This is a genomic window from Pseudomonas sp. FW300-N2F2 (genome assembly GCF_017351655.1).
Taxonomy (GTDB): domain Bacteria; phylum Pseudomonadota; class Gammaproteobacteria; order Pseudomonadales; family Pseudomonadaceae; genus Aquipseudomonas; species Aquipseudomonas fluorescens_AA.
The window spans coordinates 1-24,731 of sequence record NZ_JACNDQ010000004.1 but is presented as its reverse complement, the minus strand read 5'-3'; the positions used below and the strand labels follow the sequence as shown (position 1 = coordinate 24,731).

Sequence of the window (24,731 nt, the reverse complement as noted above, 5' to 3'; positions counted from 1 at the left end):
AACCGAGCGGGAGCAAGCTCCCTCGCCACAAAGCCTTTCATGACCCAAGGTTCAGTGTTGGACCGGCGGCCTCAGCGCAACGCGTAATCCAGCACAATCCCCACGAAAATCGCCAACCCGGCCCAGTGGTTGTGCAGGAACGCCTGGAAGCAACGCATCCGGTCCCTGCCACGGGTGTACCAGAATTCCCAGGCGAAGCATGCGGCAGCGGCCACCAGCCCCAGGTGGAACCAGCCGCCCAGCTGGAATTTCGATCCGGCCAGCAGCAGGCAAGCCAAGGCCAGGCCTTGCAGCGTCAGGATGATCACCCGATCGGCATCGCCAAACAGGATCGCCGTGGACTTCACGCCGATGCGCAGGTCATCGTCCCGGTCGGTCATGGCGTAATAGGTGTCGTAGCCCACCGTCCACAGCAGGTTGGCGATGTACAGCAACCACGCGGCCGCCGGCAGATGCCCGGTTTCGGCAGTGAACGCCATCGGCATGCCCCAGGAGAACGCCGCGCCCAGCACCACTTGCGGGTAGTAGGTATAGCGCTTCATGAACGGGTAGCTGAACGCCAGCGCCAGGCCCCCGAGGGACAACAGGATGGTCGGTGCATTGGTGCACAGCACCAGCAGGAAGCTCACGCTCATCAGCACGGCGAAGAACACCAGCGCTTCTTTCGAACTGATCTTGCCGCTCACCAGCGGGCGCTGCTCGGTGCGTTTGACGTAGCCGTCGACCTTGCGGTCGGCCCAGTCATTGATCACACAGCCGCCGGCGCGGGTCAGCACCACGCCGAGGACGAAAATCACCACGTTGGCGATGGACGGCGAGCCTTCACCGGCAATCCACAACGCCCACAGCGTCGGCCACAGCAGCAGGTAGATGCCGATGGGCTTGTCCATACGGGTCAGTTGCACGAAGTCCCACGCCCGTGGATTCAGGCGATTCAAGGATTTGAGCAGTTGCACGTACATCAGAAATTCTCCGAATAGGCGCGGGCGACGGTCCACAAGCGTGGCAGGAAGATTTCCGCCACCAGCACGCTCAACGCACCGCGATCGAAACGTGAACGGCGACCCCACAGCCCGCTGGCGCGGACGTCTTCCGGCAACCCGGCCTCGGGGTAATGGCAAACCTCGATGGCCCGGCGCTGGAACGCCTGGTCGCAAAACAGCAATTCGCCCAGGGAGCGGCTGCCCAGTTCGTCCATCTGCAACCCGTCACCCTGCAAGGCGCTGCGCGCCGCCACACTGCGGGCGAACACCCAAGGCTGGTCGCGGCCGCGCAGATACACTTCGCGTACCCAGCCCTCGCTGCCCTCGGCCAGGTCCAGGGCGGCACATTCGTCGGCGCGTAACGGCTGCCAGCCTTCGAACAGCGGCGTCACGCTGAAATGGCCGTCCGACAGGCGCGTGAGGCGCCGGGTCAGGGAGCCTTCGTCGAACAGCCAATCGAGCACACCCGCATCGGGGCGGGGCGACAGCAGGTGCTGGGGCAGCCATTGGAGTGTAGGAAATATCGAATTTGTATGCGGCACAGAGGTCTTGAATGGCAGCAAATGAGGCCGCGAGCTTACCATGTCGGTCGCGGGTTTTGACGGGCCCGGCCGGCTGCCCTGCTGATCGTGCTTGCATCTGTCGCAACCGATCAGTACAAAACGGCCCTGAGCCGGAAAATACCGGCCAAGGCCTGACATCTTGAGGAAGTATTGGAATGAAGAAGTGGCAATGTATCGTCTGCGGCCTGATCTACAACGAAGCTGACGGTTGGCCTGACGATGGCATCGCGCCCGGCACCCGCTGGGAGGATGTACCGGCAGACTGGCTGTGCCCGGACTGCGGCGTCGGCAAAATGGATTTCGAAATGATCGAAATCAACTGATCGTTTCATCAAATGGAGAGCAACATGAGCGCACCTGTCGTCATCGTCGGTACAGGCCTGGCCGGTTATAACCTGGCCCGGGAGTTTCGCAAGCTCGACAGCGAAACCCCGTTGCTGCTGATCACTGCGGACGACGGTCGCTCGTATTCCAAGCCGATGCTCTCCACAGGCTTTGGCAAGAACAAAGACGCCGACGGCCTGAGCATGGCCGAGCCGGGGGCCATGGCCGAGCAACTCAAGGCCGAAGTGCGGACCCATACCCGCATCAGCGGCATCGATCCGGGCCACAAACGGCTGTGGATCGGCGAAGAGGCGGTGAACTACCGCGACCTGATCCTGGCCTGGGGTGCCGAAACCGTGCGCGTGCCGGTACAGGGCGATGGGGCGGACTTGATCTTCCCCATCAATGACCTGGAAGACTACGCACGCTTCAGGGCCGCGGCGGCCGGCAAGCGTCGGGTGTTGCTGCTGGGGGCCGGCCTGATTGGCTGCGAGTTCGCCAACGACCTGAGCCTGGGTGGCTACGAAGTACAACTGGTGGCGCCGTGCGAGCAAGTCATGCCGACGCTGCTGCACCCGGCCGCCGCGGCAGCGGTCCAGGCCGGGCTGGAAAGCCTAGGTGCGCGCTTCCACTTGGGCCCTGTGCTCAACCGCTTGCAGAAGGTCGCCGACGGGCTGGAGGCGCACCTGTCCGACGGCCAGGTGATCGCCTGCGACCTGGTGGTCTCGGCCATCGGCCTGCGTCCCCGTATCGACCTGGCAGCCGCGGCTGGCCTGGTGGTCAACCGCGGCGTCGTGGTCGACCGTCACCTGAAGACCTCTCACGCCAATATCTACGCCCTGGGCGACTGCGCCGAGGTCGACGGCTTGAACCTGCTGTATGTCATGCCGCTGATGAGCTGCGCCCGGGCCCTGGCCCAAACCCTGGCCGGCAACCCGACTGCCGTCAGCTACGGCCCCATGCCGATTACCGTAAAAACCCCGGTGTGCCCCTTGGTGGTGTCGCCGCCACCGCGAGGCCGCGAGGGCGTGTGGAGCGTCGAAGGGCAGGGGGCGGACATCAAGGCGCTGTGCCGCGACGCTCAAGGCAACCTGTTGGGTTATGCCCTGACAGGCACGGCGGTGATGGAGAAACTGGCGCTGAACAAGGAGCTTCCAGCCCTGCTGGCGTAAATACTGGTCGTTCTGTCGCAAAAACCCTACTTTTGGTCCCACAAAGGTCGCCCGGACACTGGCGCCGTTTTCGGCACCGTGCCATCCTCACTTCCGTCTGCCGCAGAGTAGAGCCTGCGGCGCCTTAGGGGCTGTTCCAAAGAGAGCAGCACGGACATAACAACAAAAAAACCGTCAAAGGGGCTTCATTCATGCGTAAACCAGAACTCGCCGCCGCTATCGCGGAAAAAGCAGACCTCACCAAAGAACAAGCCAACCGCGTCCTCAACGCCGTCCTGGAAGAAATCACCGGCGCCCTGCACCGCAAGGACAGCGTTACCCTGGTGGGCTTCGGCACTTTCCTGCAACGCCACCGCGGCGCCCGCACTGGCAAAAACCCACAGACCGGTGAGCCGGTGAAGATCAAGGCCAGCAACACCGTTGCCTTCAAACCAGGCAAGTCCTTGAAAGAAAGCGTCAACCCATAATCGCTACGAGTACCTCGGCCGGGGGGAAGAAAGCGGCAATCAAAAGGGCATATCGATGAGTCGGTATGCCCTTTTTTGTGCGGGGTTGCTGGCTGTAGCCAGGCATCCAATGTGGAGCGAGCTTGCTCGCGATAGCGGTGGGTCAGCTTGCTTCAAGGGTGTCGGTACTGTCGTCATCGCGAGCAAGCTCGCTCCCACATCGGAACTGCGTCAAGCCTGATGGCATGCATAGCGACGAACAAGTGTGGGAGCGAGCTTGCTCGCGATGACGTCCGCCTAGTCAGCGGAAGTCTTCGGCTGCGCCAATACCTTCAAGGCCGCCTTGCGCGCTTCGATCGGCAATTCGCCCAGCTTTTCCACCGCCGCATAAAATGCAACCCAATCACCGCCCTCGCGCCTGAACAGCGCCGCAAATGCCGGCACCCACTGGTCATACAGCCCGAACGGCAATAGTCGCGCATTGTTCAGTGGCGCGTAGACCCAGGCGTCATAGCGTTTGTCGCCCGCCCACTGGGTGTCGCGCATTTGCACATAGTCGGCACGCAGGCGCTCGAACTCCGCAGCTTTGCGTTGGCGCATCTGTTCGGCTGTCAGGGGCTGGGCGTAGAGGGTTTCCAGGCGCTGGCGGGTGTCGAGGATCAGTTGGATGAACTGGTCGCGCTGGCGCACCTGCTTGCCGTTATCCGGCGCCAAGCCACGACTGGCACGCCATTGCCGGGTGCCTTCCTGTTCAACGAAGGTGGCGAAGGATTCGTTGAATTCGGTGTCGTCCTTTACATAAAACCGCTGGTGCGCCAGTTCATGAAAGATCAGCGTCGCCAGGCGTTCGTCGCCCCAGTGCATCATCGAGCTCAGGATCGGGTCGTTGAACCAGCCCAGCGTCGAATAGGCCTCCACACCGCCAATTGCCACGTCCATGCCCTGCAAGCGCTGCAACGCGGCCTCGCCACGGGCGGCGCCCTGGCTGTAATAACCGCGATAAGCCACGCAACCGGCAATGGGGAAACAATGATTCTGCGGCGCCAGGGAAAATTCTGGCGTGGCAAAGACATTCCACACTACGAATGGCCGGCCTATATCCGCATACAGGCGATAGCTTCGATTGTCCGGTAAACGCAGGTGATCGCTGGCAAACGCCCGTGCCTCGCGCGCCTGGGCCAGGTGCGCCTTGAGTTGGGGATCGCGGGTGGGGTCGGCGATGACTTGGTCGATAGGCTCTCGGGCTTGCAACAACCGCAGCTGTCCGCCGACGAGCTGGCTGTAGTAACCGACGCTACTGCAACCGTTCAGTAACAAAAGCAGGAGGCCTGGAAACAAAATCTGGAAAACACGGTCGAGTAACCGATGGCTTGAACGCGGCCTGATCAATTGGAATCACCCTGGGAAGTCTGCCCACAGACTATCTCGCTTGCCTGGAGCTTCGCTATGCGCGTGTTGATGCTGACGAGTGGCCTGTTGCTGCTGACCGGTTGCGCCGGTTTGCCTGATCCTGATCCCTCCCAGGCGTGGATCGACCTGGGAAGCCAGCAGGACACCGCGCTACAAGCGCTGGAAGTCGATGACAAGATGTCCATTGACCGACGTTATTTCGAAGTGCAACCCGGCAGCCATGAGCTGACGGTGCGTTATCAATTTGCCGTCGAACCCGGCAACATCGGCCCGGATGCCGAGCCGCTGTGGCGCGATTGCCGGTTGAACCTGAAATTCAAGGACTTCAACGCCGGCCAACGTTACCAGTTGCAGGCCGGCAGCATTGGTTTCCGACCGTGGGCCAAGCTTTACGATCAGCAGCGCAAAGTAGTGGGGCAGGGTACACCGGCGGGCTGCCAGCAAAGTTGATCGGCGTTATGCTCAAGACCTGACTATTCAGGAAACTCACCATGCGCCTTCACATGCTGTTACTGGCCTCCGTTGCCATGGGCGGTTGCACAGCGACCCCGTTGCCATCGGTCGATCCGAACATGGCCTGGGTCGATTTCGCGACGCCTACGCCGGGTGGCAAGGTACTGATGGCTGAAAAGCTGGATGGCCAGCGGCTGCGAGACGGGCGCTTCTTCCAGGTTTCGCCGGGTAGCCATGAATTGGAAGTGCGCTTCGACTTCGAGGTGTTTGGTGGCGGTGGGCTGGGTTTGATGAGCGAGCCGCAAGAACGACTGTGTTATCTGACCGTGCGATACGATCATTTCAAGGCCGGCCAGCGCTATCGTTTGGAGGCGCGTAACCTGGCATACACGCCAAGCGCCCGGCTTTATGACGCCAAGCGAGAAATCGTTGCCGAAGATCGACAAGCCCGCTGCATGCCATAGGACGTCTTAGCGGTCGTTCTTCTGGTAGATGATTTTTTTCGTGCCGTTTTCGCAAGTGCCTACCACCATGTTCTGGTCGTGGACTTCATCATTCGTGACGATTTCCAGCGTGTAGGACGACACGTTGTTGGCCTGGATCTTCGCTTCGATTTCCGCTTTCAGCTCTTCACAGGATTTCGGTTCGGCAAGGGCTGATGCTGCGAATGCGCAGCCGATGACCACCAGGGCTGATCGTTTCATGTTCGAATTCCTCATGGCAGCGCGCACTGCCTGTGCGCTGAAACTGCAGGCTTCATTCGACCATAATTGCGCCAGGGTAAACAGCTCGACCGCATTCAATAAATCGCAGCCTTCGCCAGCGTCTGCAAAGGCTGCGATCCTTGCATGCGTCAGCTCACCAGCGTCGCATCCAGGGTGATGTTGGCGTTCAGCACCTTGGAAACTGGACACCCTTCCTTGGCCTTCTTGCTCAGCTCATCGAATTGCGCCTGGCTGGCACCGGGGATTTTCGCCTTGAGCACCAGCTTGACCGCCGTGATCGCAAAACCGCCCTCGACCTGGTCCAGGGTCACTTCGGCGTTGGTGTCGATGCTGTCGGCCTTGAGCCCGGCATCGCCGAGGATCATCGAAAAGGCCATGGAAAAGCAGCCAGCATGGGCCGCGCCGATCAACTCCTCGGGGTTGGTACCCTTGCCGCCTTCGAATCGTGCCTTGAAGCCATAGGGCGCTTCGCGCAACACACCGGTTTCCGTGGAGATGGAGCCGATACCGGTTTTCAGGTCACCTTCCCAATGAGCCGATGCTTTCTTGATGATAGCCATGTCTGCCTCCTGAAGATTCGGCGCGAAAGCCGCGCCTGGGTGTTTTTTAGCTGTCTGGGTTGTGAGGATAGACCGCCTGTAAAAGTTCACCCTGTCGATTAGCCGACGAATTTAGTAGGAAATTTCGTCTCTGCTATTGAAACTCGGGTATATGCCCACATTGCATGGAACACACCTATAGAAACGGCAGGCTTTTGCCCGTAGGAAAAGCCCGGAACGCCGTTGGAGATCCCGGCCCATGAAACAGCTGTCCGACGTGAAATTCTCAACCCTCGACCTGGTGCCTGTCCGCGCCGATGGCAATGCCGCCCAGTCCTTGCGCAACTCGCTGGACCTGGCGCAGCACGTGGAAAAATACGGCTACACCCGCTTCTGGGTGGCCGAACACCACAACATGGACGGTATCGCCAGTTCGGCGACGGCAGTGCTGCTGGGTTATCTGGCGGGGGGCACTTCGACCATTCGCGTCGGCTCCGGGGGCGTCATGCTGCCCAATCATGCGCCGTTGATCATTGCCGAGCAGTTCGGCACGCTGGAAAGCCTCTACCCGGGTCGAATCGATTTGGGCCTGGGACGTGCGCCAGGTTCCGACCAGATGACCGCGCGGGCGCTGCGTCGCGAGCGTTCCGGCAGTGCGGACGATTTCCCCGAGGACGTGGCCGAACTGATGCGCTATCTCGGCCCGCGTACCCCGGATCAACGCATCATCGCCATGCCCGGCACCGGGACCAACGTGCCGGTATGGCTGTTGGGTTCGAGCCTGTTCAGTGCGCAATTGGCCGGTGAGCGCGGTTTGCCCTACGCATTCGCCTCCCATTTCGCACCGCGCTTCATGCACGAGGCGATTCGCATCTACCGTAACCACTTCAAACCGTCGGCGGTGCTCGACAAGCCTTATGTGATGCTCGGCGTGCCGCTGGTCGCGGCGGATACCGATGAACAGGCCGATTACCTGGCAACGTCGGTGTACCAGCGGATCCTGGCGCTGATGCGGGGCCAGAGCCTGGTGCAGCGTCCGCCGGTGGAAACCATGAACGGTCTCTGGTTGCCCCATGAGAAAGAGGCGGTTGGCGATTTCCTGGGCCTGGCCATGGTCGGCAGTCCGCAGAAGATTCGCGCCAAGCTGCAGGTATTGATCGAGCAAACCCAGGCCGATGAGCTGATTTTCACCAGTGACCTGTACGAACACGCCGATCGCTTGCACTCATACGAGTTGTTGGCGCAGGTCATGAAAGGCTGAATGCCGCCCATGAAAAAGCCGACGCAATGCGTCGGCTTTGATGTTCGAAAAGAATCACTTTTTATAGATGATTTCTTTCGCTCCGCCCTCACAGGTGCCGACGACTTTTCCGTCAGTCGCTGCGCCTTTATCGACGATTTCCAGCGAATAACCTGACACACCCTTGGCGTCCAGCTTCGCTGCGATCTCGTTTTTCAGCTCTTCGCAGGGCTTACCGGCCGCAAACGCACCACCGGCAAGGCTCAGCAAACCCAGGGCCACCATCAACTTTTTCATCGCTCGCACTCCTTGGTCGGATCAAATAGGGCAGGTATTGGAAAAACGTAATGCGCAGACCATAGCGCATCGCCACTCCCTATGGCACTCCGCCAGCGTGCAAGTTCAAAAGAACCTCAGCTATTGGCTATCCGGAACCCGACTTTGATGGTCACCTGAAAGTGCGCGGCCCGGCCATTTTCGATGTGGCCGCGGGTTTCCGTGACTTCGAACCATTCCAGATGCTTGAGGCTTTTGCTGGCTTCGGCCAAGGCGTTGTTGATGGCATCTTCAATGCTGGTGGGGGACGAGCCGACCAGCTCGACTTTTTTGTAAGTGTGATGATCACTCATGGGGATTCTCCTTGGTTGTGTTTAACAGCCTAGCAGCGATTTTTCGCCTTACGTGTGTCGTCGTTCGCGCGCTGAAGTTCAGATTTACTGCACTTTCAGAAACGACTGGAGTCCCAATTCACACACGCCACTCAACCACTGCAGGAGAGAGCCACCATGGCCAGCAATTCGTTACGCAAAGCCTCGTTGCAAAGCATGGAAGCGGAGATCGAGAGTCTGCTCAAGTCGTTGGAAAGCCTGAAGGACGACGCCTCGGACGAGTCGCGTAAGACCCTCAAGTCGCTCAAGGCCAATGCCGAGAGCGCGCTGAAACATTCTCGTCATCTGCTCAGCGATGCCTATGAAGAGGTCAAGGTGAAAACCCGTGAAACCGGGATCGCCACACGCGACTACGCGCAGGAACACCCATGGACCACGGCCGGTGTCGCAGTCGGTGCACTGGGTCTGCTGGCTGCTTACCTGCTGTGCAAGCGCGGTGACTGAGTCGGTTGGCTCAGCTCATGCCTGAGCCACTGGGCCAATTGCCGAGCGCGCCCGTCTGCGGCGCGCTTGGGCAGCCACAACGCCAGTCGCGCCGCGGTTTCATCGAAGCCCCATGGCGCGACCAGGCGACCGGCGCGTACGTCCTCGGCCACTAGCGGCTCGGGCGCGATCGCCACGCCTAACCCCGCGACGGCGGCCTCCAGCAAATAATACAAATGCTCGAATCCTTGCCCGAACTTCAGTGCCTGGGGTTCCAGGGCGTTTTGTCGTGCCCAGGTCGGCCAGGCCTGGGGGCGGGACGTGGTGTGCAGCAACGGCTCGTCCAGCAGCGCGTTGGCCGGTGCGGCTTGCAAGCGGGCGAATCCGGCGTAGTGGGGGCTCATCACGGGGCCGATCCGCTCGCTCGCCAGTTCGTACACCTGCATATCGGCCGGCCACGGCGGCTCGGCGAAGACCAGCAAGGCGTCCAGCCCCGGTCGCCTGGGGTCCAGGTCGCCTTCGCCGGCGGACAGGTGCAGGCGCAAATCCGGCAGGTCGGCGTTGAGCCTGCCCAGGCGGGGAATGAACCAGCGCGCCAGCAGGCTTCCCGAGCAGCCCAGGACAAACGGGGCATCTGCCGTACTTTGCATCAGCTCCGCGCAAACGCCGCGCAACCGCTCGAACGCATCGGCGCTGACGTCCCGCAGGCGCATGCCTGCATCTGTGAGTTTAAGGCCGCGCCCGTCCTTGATGAACAAGCTGACGCCCAAATGCTCTTCCAGCACCTTCAGCTGTCGACTCACGGCCCCATGGGTGACATGCAGCTGTTCGGCCGCCTGGCTTACGCTATTCAGGCGGGCGGTAGCCTCGAAGGCGCGCAAGGCGTTGAGCGGGGGAAGATCATGGCTCATTTTATCTGTGAGTTTTCCTGACAGGTTGTGGCGATCTTATCGGTTTTCACTGGGGGATGTCAGGGGTAGAGTGAACCTCATAGTCTTTCAACGCATTTGCCTGGAGCGCCCGATGACCCAGCCTACGACCCCTTTCAACCTGCGCAGCGGCCCCGACGCCAACGGCCTGTTCGGTGCATTCGGCGGCCGCTATGTGGCCGAGACCCTGATGCCGCTGATCCTTGATCTGGCCCGTGAATACGAAGTGGCGAAGGAAGATCCGGCCTTCATTGAGGAATTGGCCTACTTCCAGCGCGACTACGTCGGTCGCCCAAGCCCGCTCTACTTCGCCGAGCGCCTGACCGAATACTGCGGCGGCGCCAAGATCTATCTCAAGCGTGAAGAGCTGAACCACACCGGCGCGCACAAGATCAACAACTGCATCGGCCAGATCCTGCTGGCGCGGCGCATGGGCAAAAAACGCATCATCGCCGAGACCGGCGCCGGCATGCACGGCGTGGCCACCGCCACCGTGGCCGCGCGTTTCGGTCTGGATTGCGTGATCTACATGGGCACCACCGACATCGAGCGTCAGCAGGCCAACGTGTTCCGCATGAAGCTGCTGGGTGCCGAAGTGATCCCGGTGGTCGCCGGTACCGGCACGCTGAAGGACGCCATGAACGAGGCCCTGCGCGACTGGGTCACCAACGTCGACAGCACGTTCTACCTGATCGGCACTGTGGCAGGCCCGCATCCGTATCCGGCCATGGTGCGCGACTTCCAGGCCGTGATCGGCAAGGAAACCCGCGATCAACTGCAAGCCCAGGAAGGTCGCCTGCCGGATAGCCTGGTGGCGTGCATCGGCGGTGGCTCCAACGCCATGGGCCTGTTCCACCCGTTCCTGGACGACAAGAGTGTCGAGATCATCGGCGTCGAAGCCGCCGGTTATGGCATCGAGACCGGCAAGCACGCGGCGAGCCTGAACGGCGGCGTTCCGGGTGTACTGCACGGCAACCGCACCTTCCTGTTGCAGGACGACGACGGCCAGATCATCGATGCCCATTCGATTTCCGCAGGTCTCGACTACCCCGGTATCGGCCCGGAACATGCCTGGTTGCACGACATTGGTCGCGTCCAGTACACCTCGGTGACCGACGCCGAAGCCCTGGAAGCCTTTCACAAATGCTGTCGCCTGGAAGGGATCATTCCTGCACTGGAAAGCGCCCATGCCCTGGCGGAAGTGTTCAAGCGCGCACCCAACCTGCCGAAAGATCACCTGATGGTGGTCAACCTGTCCGGCCGTGGCGACAAAGACATGCAAACCGTGATGCACCACATGGAACAGTCCCAGCAGGAGAAACACTGATGAGCCGCCTGCAAACCCGTTTTGCCGAACTCAAGGAACAGAACCGCGCTGCCCTGGTCACTTTCGTCACGGCCGGCGACCCGAACTACGACACGTCGCTGGCGATTCTCAAGGGGCTGCCGGCGGCCGGTGCCGACGTGATCGAGTTGGGCATGCCGTTTACCGACCCGATGGCCGACGGCCCGGCGATCCAGTTGGCGAATATTCGTGCCTTGGGCGCCCAGCAGAACCTGGCGAAAACCCTGCAGATGGTTCGCGAGTTCCGTAAGGACAATACTGAGACGCCGCTGGTGCTGATGGGCTACTTCAACCCGATCCACCGTTATGGCGTGCAACGTTTCATTGGCGAAGCGCTGGATTGCGGTGTCGATGGCCTGATCGTTGTGGACATGCCGCCCGAGCACAACAGCGAACTGTGCGATCCGGCCCAGGCGGCTGGCTTGGACTTCATCCGCCTGACGACGCCGACCACCGACGATGTGCGTTTGCCGACGGTGCTTAACGGCAGTTCGGGTTTTGTGTACTACGTGTCGGTGGCGGGCGTGACCGGTGCCGGTGCCGCGACGCTGGAGCATGTGGAAGAAGCCGTGGCGCGTCTGCGTCGCCATACCGATCTGCCCATCAGCATTGGTTTCGGCATTCGTACGCCGGAGCAGGCTGCCGCCATCGCACGATTGGCTGATGGGGTGGTGGTGGGCTCGGCGCTGATCGACCATATCGCCAGCGCCGAAACATCGGAACAGGCCATTGATGGGGTGTTGAGCTTGTGTGCCGCCCTGGCCGATGGTGTGCGCAAGGCGCGTCTCAGCTGATTTGATTCAACTGACAGCCACGAAAAAAGGGTTCAGAACGGGGTTCTGAACCCTTTTTTTATTCCACCTGGAGCAGTCTTGACGCTGCTTTTTGCAAGGTCAAGGCAACTCCAACCCGCCTCCGGCCTTGTGCAGCTTGCGCAAATGCTCGCCAATCTCTTTCACATTGGCCTCGCTCGCCGCAATTTCAGCCGCGCGGCTCGGCTCGAGCAATGCCCGGACTTCCTTGTCCAGATCGCCTGTCAGCGTTTGCAGTTGTTTCTGCCGTAAGCTGCTTTCCGATTCCAAGCGTTGCCATTCGCTGGGTTGCGGCAAGCCGTAGCCGCTGCTGCCCAACAGTTCGGCCGGACGGCTCAGGAAACCGCTGTTGGCGAGGATCTGCTGCAGCGTCGCATTGGCCCTTTCCATCCCGCCGTTCTGCAATTCACGGGCGCCGAGGTAGCGCTGTTTGACTTCATCCTGCGCCAACAACAATTGCCGGCGATAACTGGCTTGTTCCAGCAGCAACAACGCCGCGCTGGTGCGCAGGTCGGCCTGTTCGAACCAGACCCGACGTTCGGCGGCGTCCAGGGCCAGCCAGTCTTCCACCGTTTGTTGCTTGATCGGCAGATACTTCTTCAGCACATCGAACATCGCCTGGTACCGCTCGCGGAATGAGTCGAAGCGGTAGCCCAGCCGCAAGGCTTCCTTGGGATCATCCAGCACGCTGGTATCCGCCAGGCCCCGGCCCTTGAGTACCTCCAGCAGGCCGTTGGGCATGATGCTGTCCAGGCCCTTGAGTTGCTCGTTATTGCTGCCGCTGCGCAACAGTTTCAAGCTCTCCACGGCGCAGTTATTGGACAGGAAGTAATAGTTGCCGTCGTAGCTCCAATGCATTTCGGCGGCGTGCTCGACCGTTTCCTCGATCTCGGTGCGTGACAGGTTCAGCGGCACCGATGCCAGGCTGCGCAGCTCGGTCTTGGTGTATTCGTCGATCACCTGGGCCAACGGCAATACGAACAGGCGCGACGGGTATTTGCCGACCAGCCCGTCCCAGCTCGACAACTGCACATCGCCCACGAAGGCGCGGTATGACAGCACCAGGTGTTGGTCCAGATCCAGTCGGCAGTCCGGGCCACGTGGGCGGCCCGGTGCGCAGATCACCAGCCGGAGCATGCTGTGGCCCCAGCGGCTCACCCAGTTCTGATTGGCCTCGGCCAGCAGGTAATCGATGGCATAGACCCGTTCCGGATCGACCTTGCCCAGCGGTGTCTTGGCGAAATCGTTTCCGGCGTTGAGGAAGGCGAACGATTGGGCGCAGGTGTCCTTGGCGGCGGGGGCCCAACCGAAGTGTTCCTGGTAATAGCGATACAGAGCGGGGCGTCGGCAGGCATAGCTGGAGTCCAGGAGGAAGTACTCCATGTTGACCGCGACGAACTCCTTGGGGCTGCTCGTTTCATAGAGATCCGGGCTGCGGGCGACCTGGCGGTTGTGCTGTTCCCGTTCGCCGCGACGGCCGACGTATTGTGGCCAGCCGGCGAGGTCCAACAAGCGAGGATCATCGCTGAGGGTGAAACGGCGGTCGTTCTGGCCCCGGCATTCATCGGGAAGACCGATCAACCCGGCGCTGCTGTTGCGTCGGGTGCAACGCTGGATCAGTGCGCGTTCGGTCTCTGGCCATAGACGCGAGCGGTCATAGATGTGGGTCAGTTCGTGCAGGACCGTGGCGAGCATTTCCCGGCGCACGGTGCCGTGGGGGCGATGGGTCTTTTGTGTCGCGGCGCTGCCGTCGACAAGGCTGTCGAGCAGGTTGCTATTGAGGTCCAGTTGCGACACCAGCGAGGCCTGGCCGTAGGCATTGGCGGGCATCTGGTCGGTCCAGCCGACATCGATGCGCCGGTCCAGCCGCTCGATGAAGCGCGGCGGCAGGGCCTGCATGGCTTCATCGAGCAGCGCCTGGCTGGCCTGCTGTTGCGCCGGGCTCAGGCCTTCGATGTTGAGGTGCAATTGCAGGCCGGCCTGGGCCATGCTGCCCGTGAGCAGCAAGACCCCGGCCGCCAGCCAGGCGGCGAACCGCCTCACAATGCGAGGATGGCTTCGGCGAGAACCTGGTCACTGGCGTCGCGGGCTTCCGGCACGCGGGTGCGCAAGGTGTCGAAGGCGGCCTCGAGATGAGCGCCACGAATTTCACCATTGCTGGCGACAAAACTGGCCGCATCGTCATGGGCTTCGCGGACGATTTTCGAATCACGGATGGACGTGGTGGTGTCGGAAGTGAAATCGATCGTGCGCTGGGAAGCGCGAACGATGATGTTACTGGTGGCTACCAGGGTATGTGCCTGGGCCACATCGGCCAACACCAGCAGGCCTAAGGCGGCAGCAATCAGCGGGCTACGCATGGAACGACTCCGGAAAAATAAGGATAACTATTGGACGAGAATTGCCTGTGCCAGTTCAAGGTCGCTGACGTGAAGTTTTGGCTGGGCCCGGCGCAGGTAATCCAGGGCCGATTCCAGTTGTGCTCCTCGCAGTTGCCCGTCGCTGGCGACGAATGCCGCAGCGTCATCGTGAGCGGCGACGATCAGTTTATGGTCGAAGGGCGCGGAGGTCACCATGCTCGTGGCATAGCCGCTGACCACCACTTGCTGGGTGGACACATCGAAGGCATGGGCCGGAGCAGACCAGCAAAAAACGATGAAGAAAGACGCGATGAACAGATCTGAGTAGAAACGCATGGGACTCGACGGTTGATGGCGAGTTTGAAGGCTAGCGCAAACCTGCGGGCCAGAGCCAGCGCTGAAACATCGGAACACCATTTGGCGCCCGATGTTTCATGTTGCATCAGATCACCAGGATGGCCTGGGCCAATTGCGCATCGGTGGCGTTGAGCTGCGGTGCCTGCTGGCGGATGTAATCCAGGGCGCTTTCCAGTTTCACACCACGGATGGCGCCTTCGCTGGCGACGAAGCTGGCGGCATCATCACGGGCGGCTTGAACGATCTTGTTGTCACGCAGGGATGAGGTTGCATCGGAGGTCACGTCGGAGGTGGCCTTGAGTGCTCCGACGATGGAGTCGGTGGTGACGATGAAGCTGCTGGCGTTGGAGTGGGCGGCTACGGCCAGCAGGGCAACTGCGCTGAGCAGGCGAAGACGGATCATGATGAAACTCCTTGAATGATGGGTGATGCAGGTGCGTGTAGCTGGAAGAGGAGACGCATGCTCGACTCGCTTCGCCACGTTCGCCTCGATATTAGGACAGGAACGCGTTGGCTGACAGCCCTTGCGGTGCTCGTTGACTGCATGGGGTCGGCGTACTGTACTGGTATGTTTTATATCTTGTTTAAACTGTTATGTCTCCAAGGCTCTCGTCAAAATCAGGCCCCCGAAACGACAAGACCCGTCGCGGTTACCCGCGACGGGTCTTGTGTGTTCAATTCGGTGCTGGCGGTGGACCCGGTGGGTCAGGGCCAGCGACGCTGAGTTAGCGCCAGAACGGCTTGCTCAGCTCTTCGTAGCGTTGTGCTTCGCTGATACCGGCATCAGCCAGCAGGCGCGAATCCAGACGAGCCAGTTGGTGACGGCTGGCGATGCGGCGCTGCCACAACATCAGGTTGGCGATAACGCGAAGAGGCAGGGAAGCCTGGTTTTTTTCAGCTTTGTCTTCGAAAAACAGCTCGGAACTGAGTGTACGTTCCATGGTTGACATCCTTCCGCTTGTGGCGGGATTAGGTAGTGGTTTGACTGGTGCCCATGATCCTCTCGTTTGGCCAGTCTCTCTAGATACAGTTCACCTGTATTGTGAGAGACCAGTTAACTGTTAAAGAGCGGTGTACTGGTCGATATTGAGGCAACTGTACCTATCCGCACGCTATTGGTGCATTTTTGCGTGTTGTGGGTAGTTTTGTGGGAAAAGACTGTAAGAAAACACCGGTACAGCAGTACAGTTTTTGCTGAGTTAGGCGCGTATGACGGACTTCAACCAAAACTGTATTTGCGATAGCGGTGATCCAGTTGTATCAGACGGCCAACATGCGCCCGGTTTCTTCGAGGTTCAGGTGCCAACTCAGTGCATCGCGCAGGATATGCGGGGTATGTCCGCCCAGGGCGCACGCGGCGTCGAAATACTCATTCAAGGCTTGGTGGTAGGTAGGGTGCACGCAATTGTCGATGATCACTCGCGCGCGTTCCCTTGGCGCCAGGCCCCGCAGGTCGGCCAGGCCGATCTCGGTGACCAGGATGTCGACGTCATGTTCGGTATGGTCCACATGGCTGACCATCGGCACGACGCTGGAAATGGCCCCACCCTTGGCAATCGACTTGGTGACGAAAATCGCCAGGTGGGCATTGCGGGCGAAATCCCCTGAGCCGCCGATGCCATTCATCATCCGCGTGCCGCAGACATGGGTGGAATTGACGTTGCCGTACAAGTCGAACTCCAGCGCGGTGTTGATAGCAATGATGCCCAGGCGACGCACGACCTCGGGATGGTTGGAGATCTCTTGTGGGCGCAGGACCAGCTTGTCCTTGTATCTTTCCAGGTTTCCAAACACATCGGCATTACGTCGATCCGACAGCGTGATCGAGCTGCCGGAGGCGAAACTCAGCTTGCCGGCGTCGATCAGGTCAAATGTCGAGTCCTGCAAAACCTCGGAATACATGGTCAGGTCTTCGAACGGGGAATCGATCAGCCCGCACATCACGGCATTGGCGATGTTGCCGATACCAGCCTGCAACGGCCCGAGCTTGTTGGTCATGCGTCCGGCCGAAACCTCCTGCTTGAAGAAATCGATCAGGTGATCGGCAATGGCCTGGGTGTCGCTGTCCGGTGGCGCGACGGTCGAAGGCGAGTCGCCTTGGTTGGTAATGACAATGGCGGCGATTTTTTCCGGCGGGATCGCAATGGCGGGGCTGCCAATACGGTCGTCGACTTTCACCAGGGGGATGGGTGTACGGGTGGGGCGATAGGTCGGGATATAGATGTCGTGCAGCCCTTCCAGATTCGGGTTGTGAGCCAGGTTGATCTCGATGATCACTTGTCGGGCGAAAATGGCGAAGCTGGCGGAATTACCCACCGATGTGGTGGGTACGATATGTCCTTGATCGGTAATGGCCACGGCTTCGATCACGGCAATATCGGGCAGTTTGAGCTGGCCGTTGCGCAGTTGCTCGACAGTTTCCGAGAGATGTTGATCGATGAACATCACCTTGCCTGCGTTGATCGCCTTGCGCAGCGTGCTGTCGACCTGGAACGGCATGCGTCGCGCCAGTACGCCGGCTTCGGTGAGCTCCTTGTCGAGGTCATTGCCCAGGCTTGCGCCGGTCATCAGGCTGATTTTCAGCGGGGTGACCTTGGCGCGTTCAGCCAGGGCGTGGGGTACTGCTTTCGCTTCTCCGGCGCGGGTAAAGCCGCTCATGCCGACGGTCATGCCGTCCTGAATCAACAAGGCTGCTTCGGCAGCGCTCATCACTTTATTCAATAACGAAGGCAAGCGGATGCGATCACGGTACATAGGTGGTTATCTCGGGCTGGAAAGCAAGATGCGCAGTCTAGTGAATTAGCGCTGTGCCCGACCCGCTACAAAGGTCGCATTTTAGGCGTCTATTACGAGGGTCTCAGGCAAAACATCATTACCGGATCGGTAACATTTTGCCTTGATACAAATCAAAACGCCCCGACAGGTCGGGGCGTTTTGGGTGAAGCAGCGAGGTTATTCCACCGCTTTGACCATGTCTTCGATGACCTTCTTGGCGTCACCGAACACCATCATGGTCTTGTCGAGATAGAACAGCTCGTTGTCCAGGCCCGCATAGCCGCTGGCCATCGAGCGTTTGTTGACGATGATGGTCTTGGCCTTGAACGCTTCGAGGATCGGCATGCCGGCAATCGGCGACTTCGGATCGTTCTTCGCCGCCGGGTTGACCACGTCGTTGGCGCCCAGCACCAGCACCACGTCGGCCTGGCCGAACTCGGAGTTGATGTCCTCCATCTCGAACACCTGGTCGTAAGGCACTTCGGCCTCGGCCAGCAGCACGTTCATGTGTCCGGGCATGCGACCGGCCACCGGGTGGATCGCGTATTTGACGGTCACGCCGCGATGGGTCAGCTTCTCGGTCAGTTCTTTCAGCGCGTGCTGCGCCCGGGCCACCGCCAGGCCATAGCCCGGCACGATGATCACGGTATCGGCGTTGGTCAGCAGGAAGGTTGCGTCGTCAGCCGAGCCGGATTTCACCGGACGGGCTTCTTTGGAGCCTGCCGGGCCAGCAGCATCTGCGGTATTGCCGAAACCGCCGAGCAGCACGTTGAAGAACGAACGGTTCATCGCCTTGCACATGATGTACGACAGGATCGCACCGCTCGAGCCCACCAGCGAACCGGCAATGATCAGCATCGAGTTGTTCAGCGAGAAGCCGATACCCGCTGCGGCCCAACCGGAATAACTGTTGAGCATCGACACCACTACCGGCATGTCGGCGCCGCCGATCGGGATGATGATCAGCACGCCCAGGACAAAGGCCAGGGCCAGCATCAAGGCGAACGCGCCGAGGTTGCCGGTGAACATGAACATCAGGCCCAGGCCCAGGGTCGCCAGACCCAGGATCAGGTTGAGCTTGTGCTGGCCGCCAAACTGTACTGGTGCGCCCTGGAACAGGCGGAACTTGTACTTGCCCGAAAGCTTGCCGAACGCGATCACCGAACCGGAGAAGGTGATTGCACCAATGGCTGCGCCGAGGAACAGCTCCAGACGGTTACCGGCTGGAATCGAATCGCCCAATTGCTTGACGATACCCAGGGACTGCGGCTCGACGACAGCCGCGATGGCAATGAACACCGCCGCCAGGCCGATCATGCTGTGCATGAACGCCACCAGTTCCGGCATCTTGGTCATTTCGACGCGCTTGGCCATGATCGAGCCGGCGGTACCGCCGACCAGCAGGCCGACGATCACGTAGACAATGCCGGCGGTTGCCAGTTCGGCCCCCAGTTTGTAGATGAGGCCCACAGTGGTCAGCACCGCCAACGCCATGCCGAGCATGCCGAACAGGTTGCCTCGGCGGGAGGTGGTGGGGTGCGACAGGCCTTTGAGGGCCTGGATGAAGCAGATCGACGCGATCAGGTAGAGCGTCGTTACCAGGTTCATGCTCATTACTTGGGCGCCTCTTCTTTTACGGCTTTCGGGGCTTTTTTCTTGAACATCTCAAGCATGCGGCGCGTCACGAGGAAGCCACCGAAGACGTTCACCGCGGCCAGGGCCACGGCGAGGGTGCCCATGGTCTTGCCCAGCGGCGTCACGGTCAGCGCGGCAGCGAGCATGGCGCCGACGATCACGATCGCCGAAATGGCGTTGGTCACCGCCATCAACGGTGTGTGCAGCGCGGGCGTTACGTTCCAGACCACGTGGTAACCGACATAAATCGCCAGCACGAAGATGATCAGGTTGTAGATACCGGGGGAGATAAGCTCTTCCATTGTCTGAATCCCTGCTTAGGCGTTTTTGCGGATGACTTGGCCGTCGCGGCACATCAGGCACGCGGCGACGATGTCGTCTTCCAGGTTCACGTCGAACTGACCTTCCTTGGTAAAGACCAGCTTCAGGAAGTCCAGCAGGTTACGGGCATACAGCGCCGACGCGTCGGCCGCGACTTCGCCGGCCAGGTTGGTCGGGCCGCAAATGGTCACGCCATTCTCGATCACGACCTGATCGGCCACGGTCAGCGGGCAGTTACCACCCTGGGCTGCCGCGAGGTCGATGACCACCGAGCCGGGTTTCATCTGCGCGACGGTTTCGGCGCTCAGCAACGTCGGTGCCTTGCGGCCCGGAATCAGTGCGGTGGTGATGACGATGTCAGCCTGTTTGGCGCGCTCGTGCACGGCTTGGGCCTGGCGTTGCATCCAGCTGGCCGGCATCGGCCGGGCGTAACCGCCGACGCCGACGGCGCACTCGCGCTCTTCGTCGGTCTCGTAAGGCACATCGACGAACTTCGCGCCGAGGGACTCGATTTGCTCCTTGACCGCCGGACGCACATCCGAAGCCTCGATCACCGCGCCCAAGCGCTTGGCCGTGGCAATCGCCTGCAACCCGGCGACGCCCGCACCGAGAATCAGCACGCGCGCCGCTTTCACGGTACCTGCGGCAGTCATCAGCATCGGCATGAAGCGCGGATAGTAATGAGCGGCCAGCAACACGGCTTTGTAACCGGCGATGTTCGCTTGAGACGACAGCACATCCAGGCTCTGGGCTCGGGACGTACGTGGCGCGGCCTCAAGGGCGAAAGCGGTAATACCGCACTCGGCCAGCTTGGCGATGGTTTCGTTGTTGAACGGATTGAGCATGCCCACCAGAACGGTGCCGCTCTTGATCAGCGTCAGTTCGCTGTCGCTGGGAGCCACTACCTTGAGGATCAGCTCGGCCCCGAATGCATCACTGGCGCTGCCAATGGTTGCGCCCGCTGCCTCATAGGCACTGTCGATAACGCTGGCTTTGATACCGGCGCCGCTTTGAACAGTGACTTTATGGCCTTGGCCGATCAACTTCTTGATGGTTTCCGGGGTAGCAGCAACCCGTGTTTCACCCGTTTGGGTTTCGAGGGGAACACCAATGTGCACGTCAAATCTCCTGCGTGATCTTATTGAGTAAACCCAGGCACTTCGGATGGTGCGGCTGGGGCGGCCGATCAGCACGGTCCCACCAAATCAGGCGGGGCGCGGCATTTTGCAGGCGAAAATTCAGCCCTTCAAGAGATTATGACGGGTGACGGAAAATTAACTACAAGTCACCCTGTGACCGAATGTCGCGATTATCGATCGGCAGCCCTTGTGGGCCGTGCTTTCCAAGGATTCAGGTTCAAATTGACAATTTTTCCCATCGGCCAGATGAATAAGCGCTGATGCGTTGCGTGATATGGCTCGAAGCCATGTATTTAGACGCTTTGGAGACTACTGCACGGGCTTGATAACAGATTGACTGAATGCGACATAAACTTATATCTGTAGCGACTTCTGTTAGTTTACTACCTAAGTAGGTTTTTGTTTTTTCCTTATTAATCAAGAAGATAGTTGTCGGCTTGTTTCACGAGCCAGTCACGAAAAGCTCGAAGGGAGGCGGATTCGACTTTTCGCTCCGGAATCATCAGGTAGTAGGCCTTGATGCTCGACAGCGCGTTACGGTTGGCCACGACCAGTCGTTTCTCTGCCAGTTCGCGTTGAATCAAAAAGGGCGGAATCAGCGCGATACCCATGTCATGCATAGCCGCTTGGGCGAGCATGGAGAATAGTTCATAACGCGGCCCTGTCAGGTCTCGCGCAATATTCAGGTTCTGGGCGTTGAACCACTGGCGCCACGCATATGGACGAGTGGTCTGCTGGAGCAAGGGCAGTTCGGCGATTTCCTCTGGTGTCAGGCCCTTGCGACCGTCTAGCAAGGCGGGGCTGCATACAGGCATCGGATTTTCGCCCATCAGCTTGTGGGATTCGGTACCGGACCAGTCCGCATCGCCAAAATAGATGGCGGCATCAAACTCCGTATCGGCAAAGAGAAAGGGGCGCGTGCGGTTGGTCAGGTTGACGGTGACTTCCGGGTGCTGCTGCTGGAAGTCCTTGAGGCGTGGCAGCAACCATTGGGTGCCGAAGGTCGGAACCACGGCCAGTTCGATCACGTTCGCACCGGTGTGCCCCATCACTGAGAGTGTGTCGCGCTCGACGGCATCCAGTTGGGTGGCAACGCGTCGGCTGTAGGAAAGACCTGCTTCGGTCAGTTTGACGCCGCGGCGCGAGCGTCGGAAAAGCTCCACGCTGAGGAAGTCCTCCAGGCTGGCGATCTGTCGGCAGATAGCGCCTTGCGTGAGAGAAAGCTCCTGCGCTGCCTTGGTGAAGCTTTCATGGCGCGCGGCAGCCTCGAAACTGACCAGGGCGGCGGTGCTGGGGATTTTACGGCGCATGTACGTAAGCCTCACTCAATGCCTATGTAAACGGGGTTCGTAGCGTTTACGGAGTGAGAAATTAGCACAGGTTAGTGCGTAATCCTCGTTTGCCCTTGTAGGAAACCGCGCCTAGGATCAATCCACGATTTTCATTTAATTGGCGAGGACTCTTTCATGGCCGGTAAAGCGAGCTTCAACTGGATCGATCCGTTGTTGCTGGATCAGCAGCTCACCGAAGAAGAACGCATGATCCGCGACACTGCCGAGCAGTTTGCCCAGCAGAAGCTCGCACCACGAGTGCTGGAAGCGTTCCGTCATGAGAAAACCGACCCGGCGATTTTCCGTGAGATGGGTGAAGTCGGCCTGCTGGGGGCAACCATTCCTGAACAGTACGGCGGCAGTGGGTTGAACTACGTCAGCTATGGCCTGATCGCTCGTGAGGTAGAACGGGTCGATTCCGGTTATCGCTCGATGATGAGCGTGCAATCCTCGCTGGTCATGGTGCCGATCAACGAATTCGGGACTGAGGCGCAGAAACAGAAGTATTTGCCGAAGCTGGCGTCCGGTGAATGGATCGGCTGCTTTGGTCTGACTGAGCCGAACCATGGTTCCGATCCGGGTGCAATGATTACTCGTGCGCGCAAAGTGGAAGGCGGCTACAGCCTGACGGGCAGCAAGATGTGGATCACCAACAGCCCGATCGCTGACGTATTTGTCGTCTGGGGTAAGGACGACGCCGGTGATATCCGCGGCTTCGTTCTCGAAAAAGGCTGGAAGGGGCTGAGTGCGCCGGCCATTCATGGCAAGGTCGGGCTGCGCGCCTCGATCACTGGCGAAATCGTCATGGACAACGTATTCGTTCCAGAAGAGAACATCTTCCCGGATGTCCGCGGCCTGAAGGGCCCGTTTACTTGTCTGAACTCGGCACGCTACGGCATCTCCTGGGGCGCCTTGGGGGCGGCTGAATTCTGCTGGCATACCGCTCGCCAGTACACGCTGGACCGCCAGCAGTTTGGTCGCCCGCTCGCTGCGAATCAGTTGATCCAGAAGAAACTGGCCGATATGCAGACTGAAATCACGCTGGCCCTGCAGGGATGCCTGCGTCTGGGGCGTATGAAAGACGAGGGCACGGCGGCGGTCGAGATTACCTCGATCATGAAGCGCAACTCCTGCGGCAAGTCCCTGGATATTGCCCGCATGGCGCGGGACATGTTGGGCGGCAACGGTATTTCCGATGAGTTCGGCATCGCGCGTCATCTGGTGAATCTGGAAGTCGTGAACACCTATGAAGGCACGCACGATGTGCATGCGCTGATTTTGGGGCGTGCGCAAACCGGTATCCAGGCGTTCTACTAATAGGAGAACGGTCATGGGCGCGCTTTCGCATCTGCGGGTATTGGATTTATCGAGGGTATTGGCCGGGCCTTGGGCCGGACAGATCCTGGCGGACCTGGGGGCTGATGTCATCAAGGTCGAGCGTCCCGGCAATGGTGACGATACCCGCGCCTGGGGGCCGCCCTTCCTGAAGGATGCCCGAGGCGAGAACACGACCGAGGCCGCTTATTATCTTTCAGCCAATCGCAACAAGCAGTCGGTGACCATCGACTTCACGCGGCCAGAGGGGCAGCGGCTGGTGCGAGAGCTGGCAGCCAAGTCCGACATCCTGATCGAGAACTTCAAGGTGGGCGGCCTGGCGGCGTATGGCTTGGACTATGACTCGCTAAAGGCAATCAATCCGCAATTGATCTATTGCTCGATAACCGGGTTTGGCCAGACCGGCCCTTATGCCAAGCGCGCCGGGTATGACTTCATGATTCAGGGACTGGGGGGCTTGATGAGTCTGACCGGTCGCCCTGAGGGCGATGAGGGCGCGGGGCCGGTGAAGGTAGGGGTCGCGCTGACGGACATTCTCACGGGGCTCTATTCGACCGCTGCCATTCTGGCGGCGTTGGCCCATCGTGATCATGCCGGCGGCGGGCAGCACATCGATATGGCCCTGCTGGATGTTCAAGTGGCTTGCCTGGCCAACCAGGCGATGAACTACCTGACCACGGGCAATGCGCCGAAGCGGCTGGGTAATGCTCATCCGAATATCGTGCCTTATCAGGATTTTCCTACGGCTGATGGCGATTTCATCCTGACGGTGGGTAATGACGGTCAGTTCCGAAAGTTCGCCGAGGTTGCCGGTCAACCGCAGTGGGCTGATGATCCGCGTTTTGCCACTAACAAGGTGCGGGTGGCGAACCGGGCGGTGTTGATTCCATTGATTCGCCAGGCGACGGTGTTCAAGACCACCGCTGAATGGGTGACTCAGTTGGAGCAGGCGGGTGTGCCGTGTGGGCCTATCAACGACCTGGCCCAGGTGTTTGCCGATCCTCAGGTACAGGCTCGTGGGTTGGCGATGGAATTGCCTCACCTGCTGGCGGGTAAAGTGCCGCAGGTGGCCAGTCCGATTCGACTGTCCGAGACGCCAGTGGAGTATCGCAATGCGCCGCCTTTATTAGGAGAGCATACGTTAGAGGTGCTGCAGCGAGTGTTGGGGTTGGACGAAGCTGCGGTCATGGCGTTCAGAGAGGCTGGGGTGCTGTGAGTCTTCTCTTCTATATAGAGGAGCGTGTTGAAGGGCAAAAGCGACAGGTTTACCGGTGCTGTGCAACTTATTGATAGAAAAGCGAAATTAAGGGTTGACGGCAAATTCTGGACGTCTATAATTCGCCCCACTTCCGGCGCAGTCGAAACGGAAAACTCCTTGATATTCAACGAGTTAAGTAGGTTTCGGAGGTGCGGGGCTTCAGTTCATCGAAGCCAGGAAGGAGCAGA

29 protein-coding genes are annotated in these 24,731 nt (G+C 60.0%); 11 read left to right on the top strand and 18 right to left on the bottom strand.

What is annotated here, in order from left to right; genetic code table 11:
• Nucleotides 1–71 precede the first annotated feature (71 nt).
• Nucleotides 72–962 carry a 4-hydroxybenzoate octaprenyltransferase gene (ubiA, locus tag J4E63_RS26760; protein WP_207283818.1) on the bottom strand — a complete coding sequence of 297 codons (891 nt, stop codon included), beginning with the start codon at nucleotides 960–962 and terminating at the stop codon, nucleotides 72–74.
• Nucleotides 962–1,525, bottom strand: coding sequence for a chorismate lyase (locus J4E63_RS26755; RefSeq protein ID WP_060743098.1), 564 nt, complete (start codon nucleotides 1,523–1,525; stop codon nucleotides 962–964). The genes ubiA and J4E63_RS26755 overlap by 1 nt, the downstream gene beginning before the upstream one ends.
• 176 nt (nucleotides 1,526–1,701) lie before the next feature.
• Between J4E63_RS26755 and J4E63_RS26750 the strand changes: the two genes are divergently transcribed.
• The 3 genes from J4E63_RS26750 (at nucleotide 1,702) to J4E63_RS26740 (ending at nucleotide 3,509) form a co-directional block, all read left to right on the top strand.
• Nucleotides 1,702–1,869 (top strand): rubredoxin, encoded by a 168-nt coding sequence (locus tag J4E63_RS26750; protein WP_003177199.1) that lies wholly within the window; start codon nucleotides 1,702–1,704, stop codon nucleotides 1,867–1,869.
• Between the two features lie 24 nt (nucleotides 1,870–1,893).
• Nucleotides 1,894–3,042 (top strand): NAD(P)/FAD-dependent oxidoreductase, encoded by a 1,149-nt coding sequence (locus J4E63_RS26745; RefSeq protein WP_060739803.1) that lies wholly within the window; start codon nucleotides 1,894–1,896, stop codon nucleotides 3,040–3,042.
• Between the two features lie 191 nt (nucleotides 3,043–3,233).
• Nucleotides 3,234–3,509, top strand: a complete 276-nt coding sequence (locus tag J4E63_RS26740; protein WP_060739802.1) for an HU family DNA-binding protein — start codon at nucleotides 3,234–3,236, stop codon at nucleotides 3,507–3,509.
• A gap of 276 nt (nucleotides 3,510–3,785) precedes the next feature.
• On the opposite strand, the gene J4E63_RS26735 is transcribed toward J4E63_RS26740, so the two are convergent.
• Entirely contained in the window at nucleotides 3,786–4,877 is a 1,092-nt protein-coding gene (locus J4E63_RS26735; RefSeq protein ID WP_207283817.1) for an aminopeptidase, read from the bottom strand.
• Between the two features lie 57 nt (nucleotides 4,878–4,934).
• Between J4E63_RS26735 and J4E63_RS26730 the strand changes: the two genes are divergently transcribed.
• Together J4E63_RS26730 and J4E63_RS26725 are read left to right on the top strand one after the other, a co-directional pair.
• Nucleotides 4,935–5,348: a hypothetical protein gene (locus J4E63_RS26730; RefSeq protein WP_207283816.1), complete on the top strand. Its 414-nt coding sequence runs from the start codon at nucleotides 4,935–4,937 to the stop codon at nucleotides 5,346–5,348.
• Between the two features lie 41 nt (nucleotides 5,349–5,389).
• Nucleotides 5,390–5,815, top strand: a complete 426-nt coding sequence (locus J4E63_RS26725) for a hypothetical protein (RefSeq protein WP_207283815.1) — start codon at nucleotides 5,390–5,392, stop codon at nucleotides 5,813–5,815.
• Between the two features lie 6 nt (nucleotides 5,816–5,821).
• On the opposite strand, the gene J4E63_RS26720 is transcribed toward J4E63_RS26725, so the two are convergent.
• Nucleotides 5,822–6,055 carry a DUF1161 domain-containing protein gene (locus J4E63_RS26720; protein WP_092150682.1) on the bottom strand — a complete coding sequence of 78 codons (234 nt, stop codon included), beginning with the start codon at nucleotides 6,053–6,055 and terminating at the stop codon, nucleotides 5,822–5,824.
• A 149-nt stretch (nucleotides 6,056–6,204) separates the two neighbouring features.
• On the bottom strand, nucleotides 6,205–6,636 hold the full coding sequence (locus tag J4E63_RS26715) for an OsmC family protein (protein ID WP_060739797.1): 432 nt from the start codon (nucleotides 6,634–6,636) through the stop codon (nucleotides 6,205–6,207).
• 238 nt (nucleotides 6,637–6,874) lie between these two features.
• Between J4E63_RS26715 and J4E63_RS26710 the strand changes: the two genes are divergently transcribed.
• Nucleotides 6,875–7,876, top strand: a complete 1,002-nt coding sequence (locus J4E63_RS26710) for an LLM class flavin-dependent oxidoreductase (RefSeq protein ID WP_060739796.1) — start codon at nucleotides 6,875–6,877, stop codon at nucleotides 7,874–7,876.
• A gap of 54 nt (nucleotides 7,877–7,930) precedes the next feature.
• Here J4E63_RS26710 and J4E63_RS26705 read toward each other — a convergent pair whose 3' ends face one another.
• Nucleotides 7,931–8,152: a DUF1161 domain-containing protein gene (locus J4E63_RS26705; RefSeq protein WP_207283814.1), complete on the bottom strand. Its 222-nt coding sequence runs from the start codon at nucleotides 8,150–8,152 to the stop codon at nucleotides 7,931–7,933.
• 116 nt (nucleotides 8,153–8,268) lie between these two features.
• Nucleotides 8,269–8,484, bottom strand: a complete 216-nt coding sequence (locus J4E63_RS26700; protein ID WP_003177209.1) for a dodecin — start codon at nucleotides 8,482–8,484, stop codon at nucleotides 8,269–8,271.
• Nucleotides 8,485–8,640: 156 nt separating this feature from the next.
• Between J4E63_RS26700 and J4E63_RS26695 the strand changes: the two genes are divergently transcribed.
• Entirely contained in the window at nucleotides 8,641–8,967 is a 327-nt protein-coding gene (locus J4E63_RS26695; RefSeq protein ID WP_025211165.1) for a YqjD family protein, read from the top strand.
• Here the strand turns inward: J4E63_RS26695 and J4E63_RS26690 are convergent.
• Nucleotides 8,940–9,857: a LysR family transcriptional regulator gene (locus tag J4E63_RS26690; RefSeq protein ID WP_060739794.1), complete on the bottom strand. Its 918-nt coding sequence runs from the start codon at nucleotides 9,855–9,857 to the stop codon at nucleotides 8,940–8,942. The two genes, J4E63_RS26695 and J4E63_RS26690, sit on opposite strands and share 28 nt — an antisense overlap.
• A 112-nt stretch (nucleotides 9,858–9,969) precedes the next feature.
• Here J4E63_RS26690 and trpB point away from each other — a divergent pair, with 112 nt between their 5' ends.
• Both trpB and trpA read left to right on the top strand, forming a co-directional pair.
• Nucleotides 9,970–11,202 carry a tryptophan synthase subunit beta gene (gene trpB, locus J4E63_RS26685; protein ID WP_053127073.1) on the top strand — a complete coding sequence of 411 codons (1,233 nt, stop codon included), beginning with the start codon at nucleotides 9,970–9,972 and terminating at the stop codon, nucleotides 11,200–11,202.
• Nucleotides 11,202–12,014, top strand: a complete 813-nt coding sequence (gene trpA / locus J4E63_RS26680; RefSeq protein WP_207283813.1) for a tryptophan synthase subunit alpha — start codon at nucleotides 11,202–11,204, stop codon at nucleotides 12,012–12,014. The genes trpB and trpA overlap by 1 nt, the downstream gene beginning before the upstream one ends.
• A 99-nt stretch (nucleotides 12,015–12,113) precedes the next feature.
• Here trpA and J4E63_RS26675 read toward each other — a convergent pair whose 3' ends face one another.
• The 10 genes from J4E63_RS26675 to J4E63_RS26630 all read right to left on the bottom strand — a co-directional run bounded on the left by J4E63_RS26675 (nucleotide 12,114) and on the right by J4E63_RS26630 (nucleotide 21,929).
• Complete coding sequence (locus tag J4E63_RS26675) at nucleotides 12,114–14,075, bottom strand: DUF4105 domain-containing protein (RefSeq protein WP_207283812.1); 1,962 nt, start codon at nucleotides 14,073–14,075, stop codon at nucleotides 12,114–12,116.
• Nucleotides 14,072–14,392 (bottom strand): DUF2388 domain-containing protein, encoded by a 321-nt coding sequence (locus J4E63_RS26670; protein ID WP_003187020.1) that lies wholly within the window; start codon nucleotides 14,390–14,392, stop codon nucleotides 14,072–14,074. Before J4E63_RS26670 ends, J4E63_RS26675 begins: the two co-directional genes overlap by 4 nt.
• 27 nt (nucleotides 14,393–14,419) lie before the next feature.
• Nucleotides 14,420–14,728 carry a DUF2388 domain-containing protein gene (locus J4E63_RS26665; RefSeq protein ID WP_060739791.1) on the bottom strand — a complete coding sequence of 103 codons (309 nt, stop codon included), beginning with the start codon at nucleotides 14,726–14,728 and terminating at the stop codon, nucleotides 14,420–14,422.
• A gap of 106 nt (nucleotides 14,729–14,834) precedes the next feature.
• Complete coding sequence (locus tag J4E63_RS26660; RefSeq protein ID WP_003196441.1) at nucleotides 14,835–15,152, bottom strand: DUF2388 domain-containing protein; 318 nt, start codon at nucleotides 15,150–15,152, stop codon at nucleotides 14,835–14,837.
• Nucleotides 15,153–15,474: 322 nt separating this feature from the next.
• Nucleotides 15,475–15,690 carry a DUF1127 domain-containing protein gene (locus J4E63_RS26655; RefSeq protein ID WP_003187014.1) on the bottom strand — a complete coding sequence of 72 codons (216 nt, stop codon included), beginning with the start codon at nucleotides 15,688–15,690 and terminating at the stop codon, nucleotides 15,475–15,477.
• A gap of 319 nt (nucleotides 15,691–16,009) precedes the next feature.
• Nucleotides 16,010–17,503, bottom strand: a complete 1,494-nt coding sequence (locus tag J4E63_RS26650) for an acetyl-CoA hydrolase/transferase family protein (protein ID WP_207283811.1) — start codon at nucleotides 17,501–17,503, stop codon at nucleotides 16,010–16,012.
• A 198-nt stretch (nucleotides 17,504–17,701) separates the two neighbouring features.
• Nucleotides 17,702–19,138: an NAD(P)(+) transhydrogenase (Re/Si-specific) subunit beta gene (locus tag J4E63_RS26645; protein ID WP_207283810.1), complete on the bottom strand. Its 1,437-nt coding sequence runs from the start codon at nucleotides 19,136–19,138 to the stop codon at nucleotides 17,702–17,704.
• Nucleotides 19,138–19,461 (bottom strand): NAD(P) transhydrogenase subunit alpha, encoded by a 324-nt coding sequence (locus J4E63_RS26640; protein WP_003187010.1) that lies wholly within the window; start codon nucleotides 19,459–19,461, stop codon nucleotides 19,138–19,140. Before J4E63_RS26640 ends, J4E63_RS26645 begins: the two co-directional genes overlap by 1 nt.
• A gap of 15 nt (nucleotides 19,462–19,476) precedes the next feature.
• The gene (locus tag J4E63_RS26635; RefSeq protein WP_060739788.1) at nucleotides 19,477–20,598 is read right to left on the bottom strand and encodes a Re/Si-specific NAD(P)(+) transhydrogenase subunit alpha; all 1,122 of its coding nucleotides are present in this window, start codon (nucleotides 20,596–20,598) and stop codon (nucleotides 19,477–19,479) included.
• A gap of 434 nt (nucleotides 20,599–21,032) precedes the next feature.
• On the bottom strand, nucleotides 21,033–21,929 hold the full coding sequence (locus J4E63_RS26630; RefSeq protein WP_060739787.1) for a LysR family transcriptional regulator: 897 nt from the start codon (nucleotides 21,927–21,929) through the stop codon (nucleotides 21,033–21,035).
• Between the two features lie 156 nt (nucleotides 21,930–22,085).
• On the opposite strand from J4E63_RS26630, the gene J4E63_RS26625 reads away from it, so the two are divergent.
• A complete protein-coding gene (locus tag J4E63_RS26625) occupies nucleotides 22,086–23,267 on the top strand; it encodes an acyl-CoA dehydrogenase (RefSeq protein ID WP_014335919.1) in 1,182 nt (393 codons plus the stop codon).
• 13 nt (nucleotides 23,268–23,280) lie between these two features.
• The gene (locus tag J4E63_RS26620) at nucleotides 23,281–24,501 is read left to right on the top strand and encodes a CaiB/BaiF CoA-transferase family protein (RefSeq protein ID WP_092167619.1); all 1,221 of its coding nucleotides are present in this window, start codon (nucleotides 23,281–23,283) and stop codon (nucleotides 24,499–24,501) included.
• Nucleotides 24,502–24,731 lie beyond the last annotated feature (230 nt).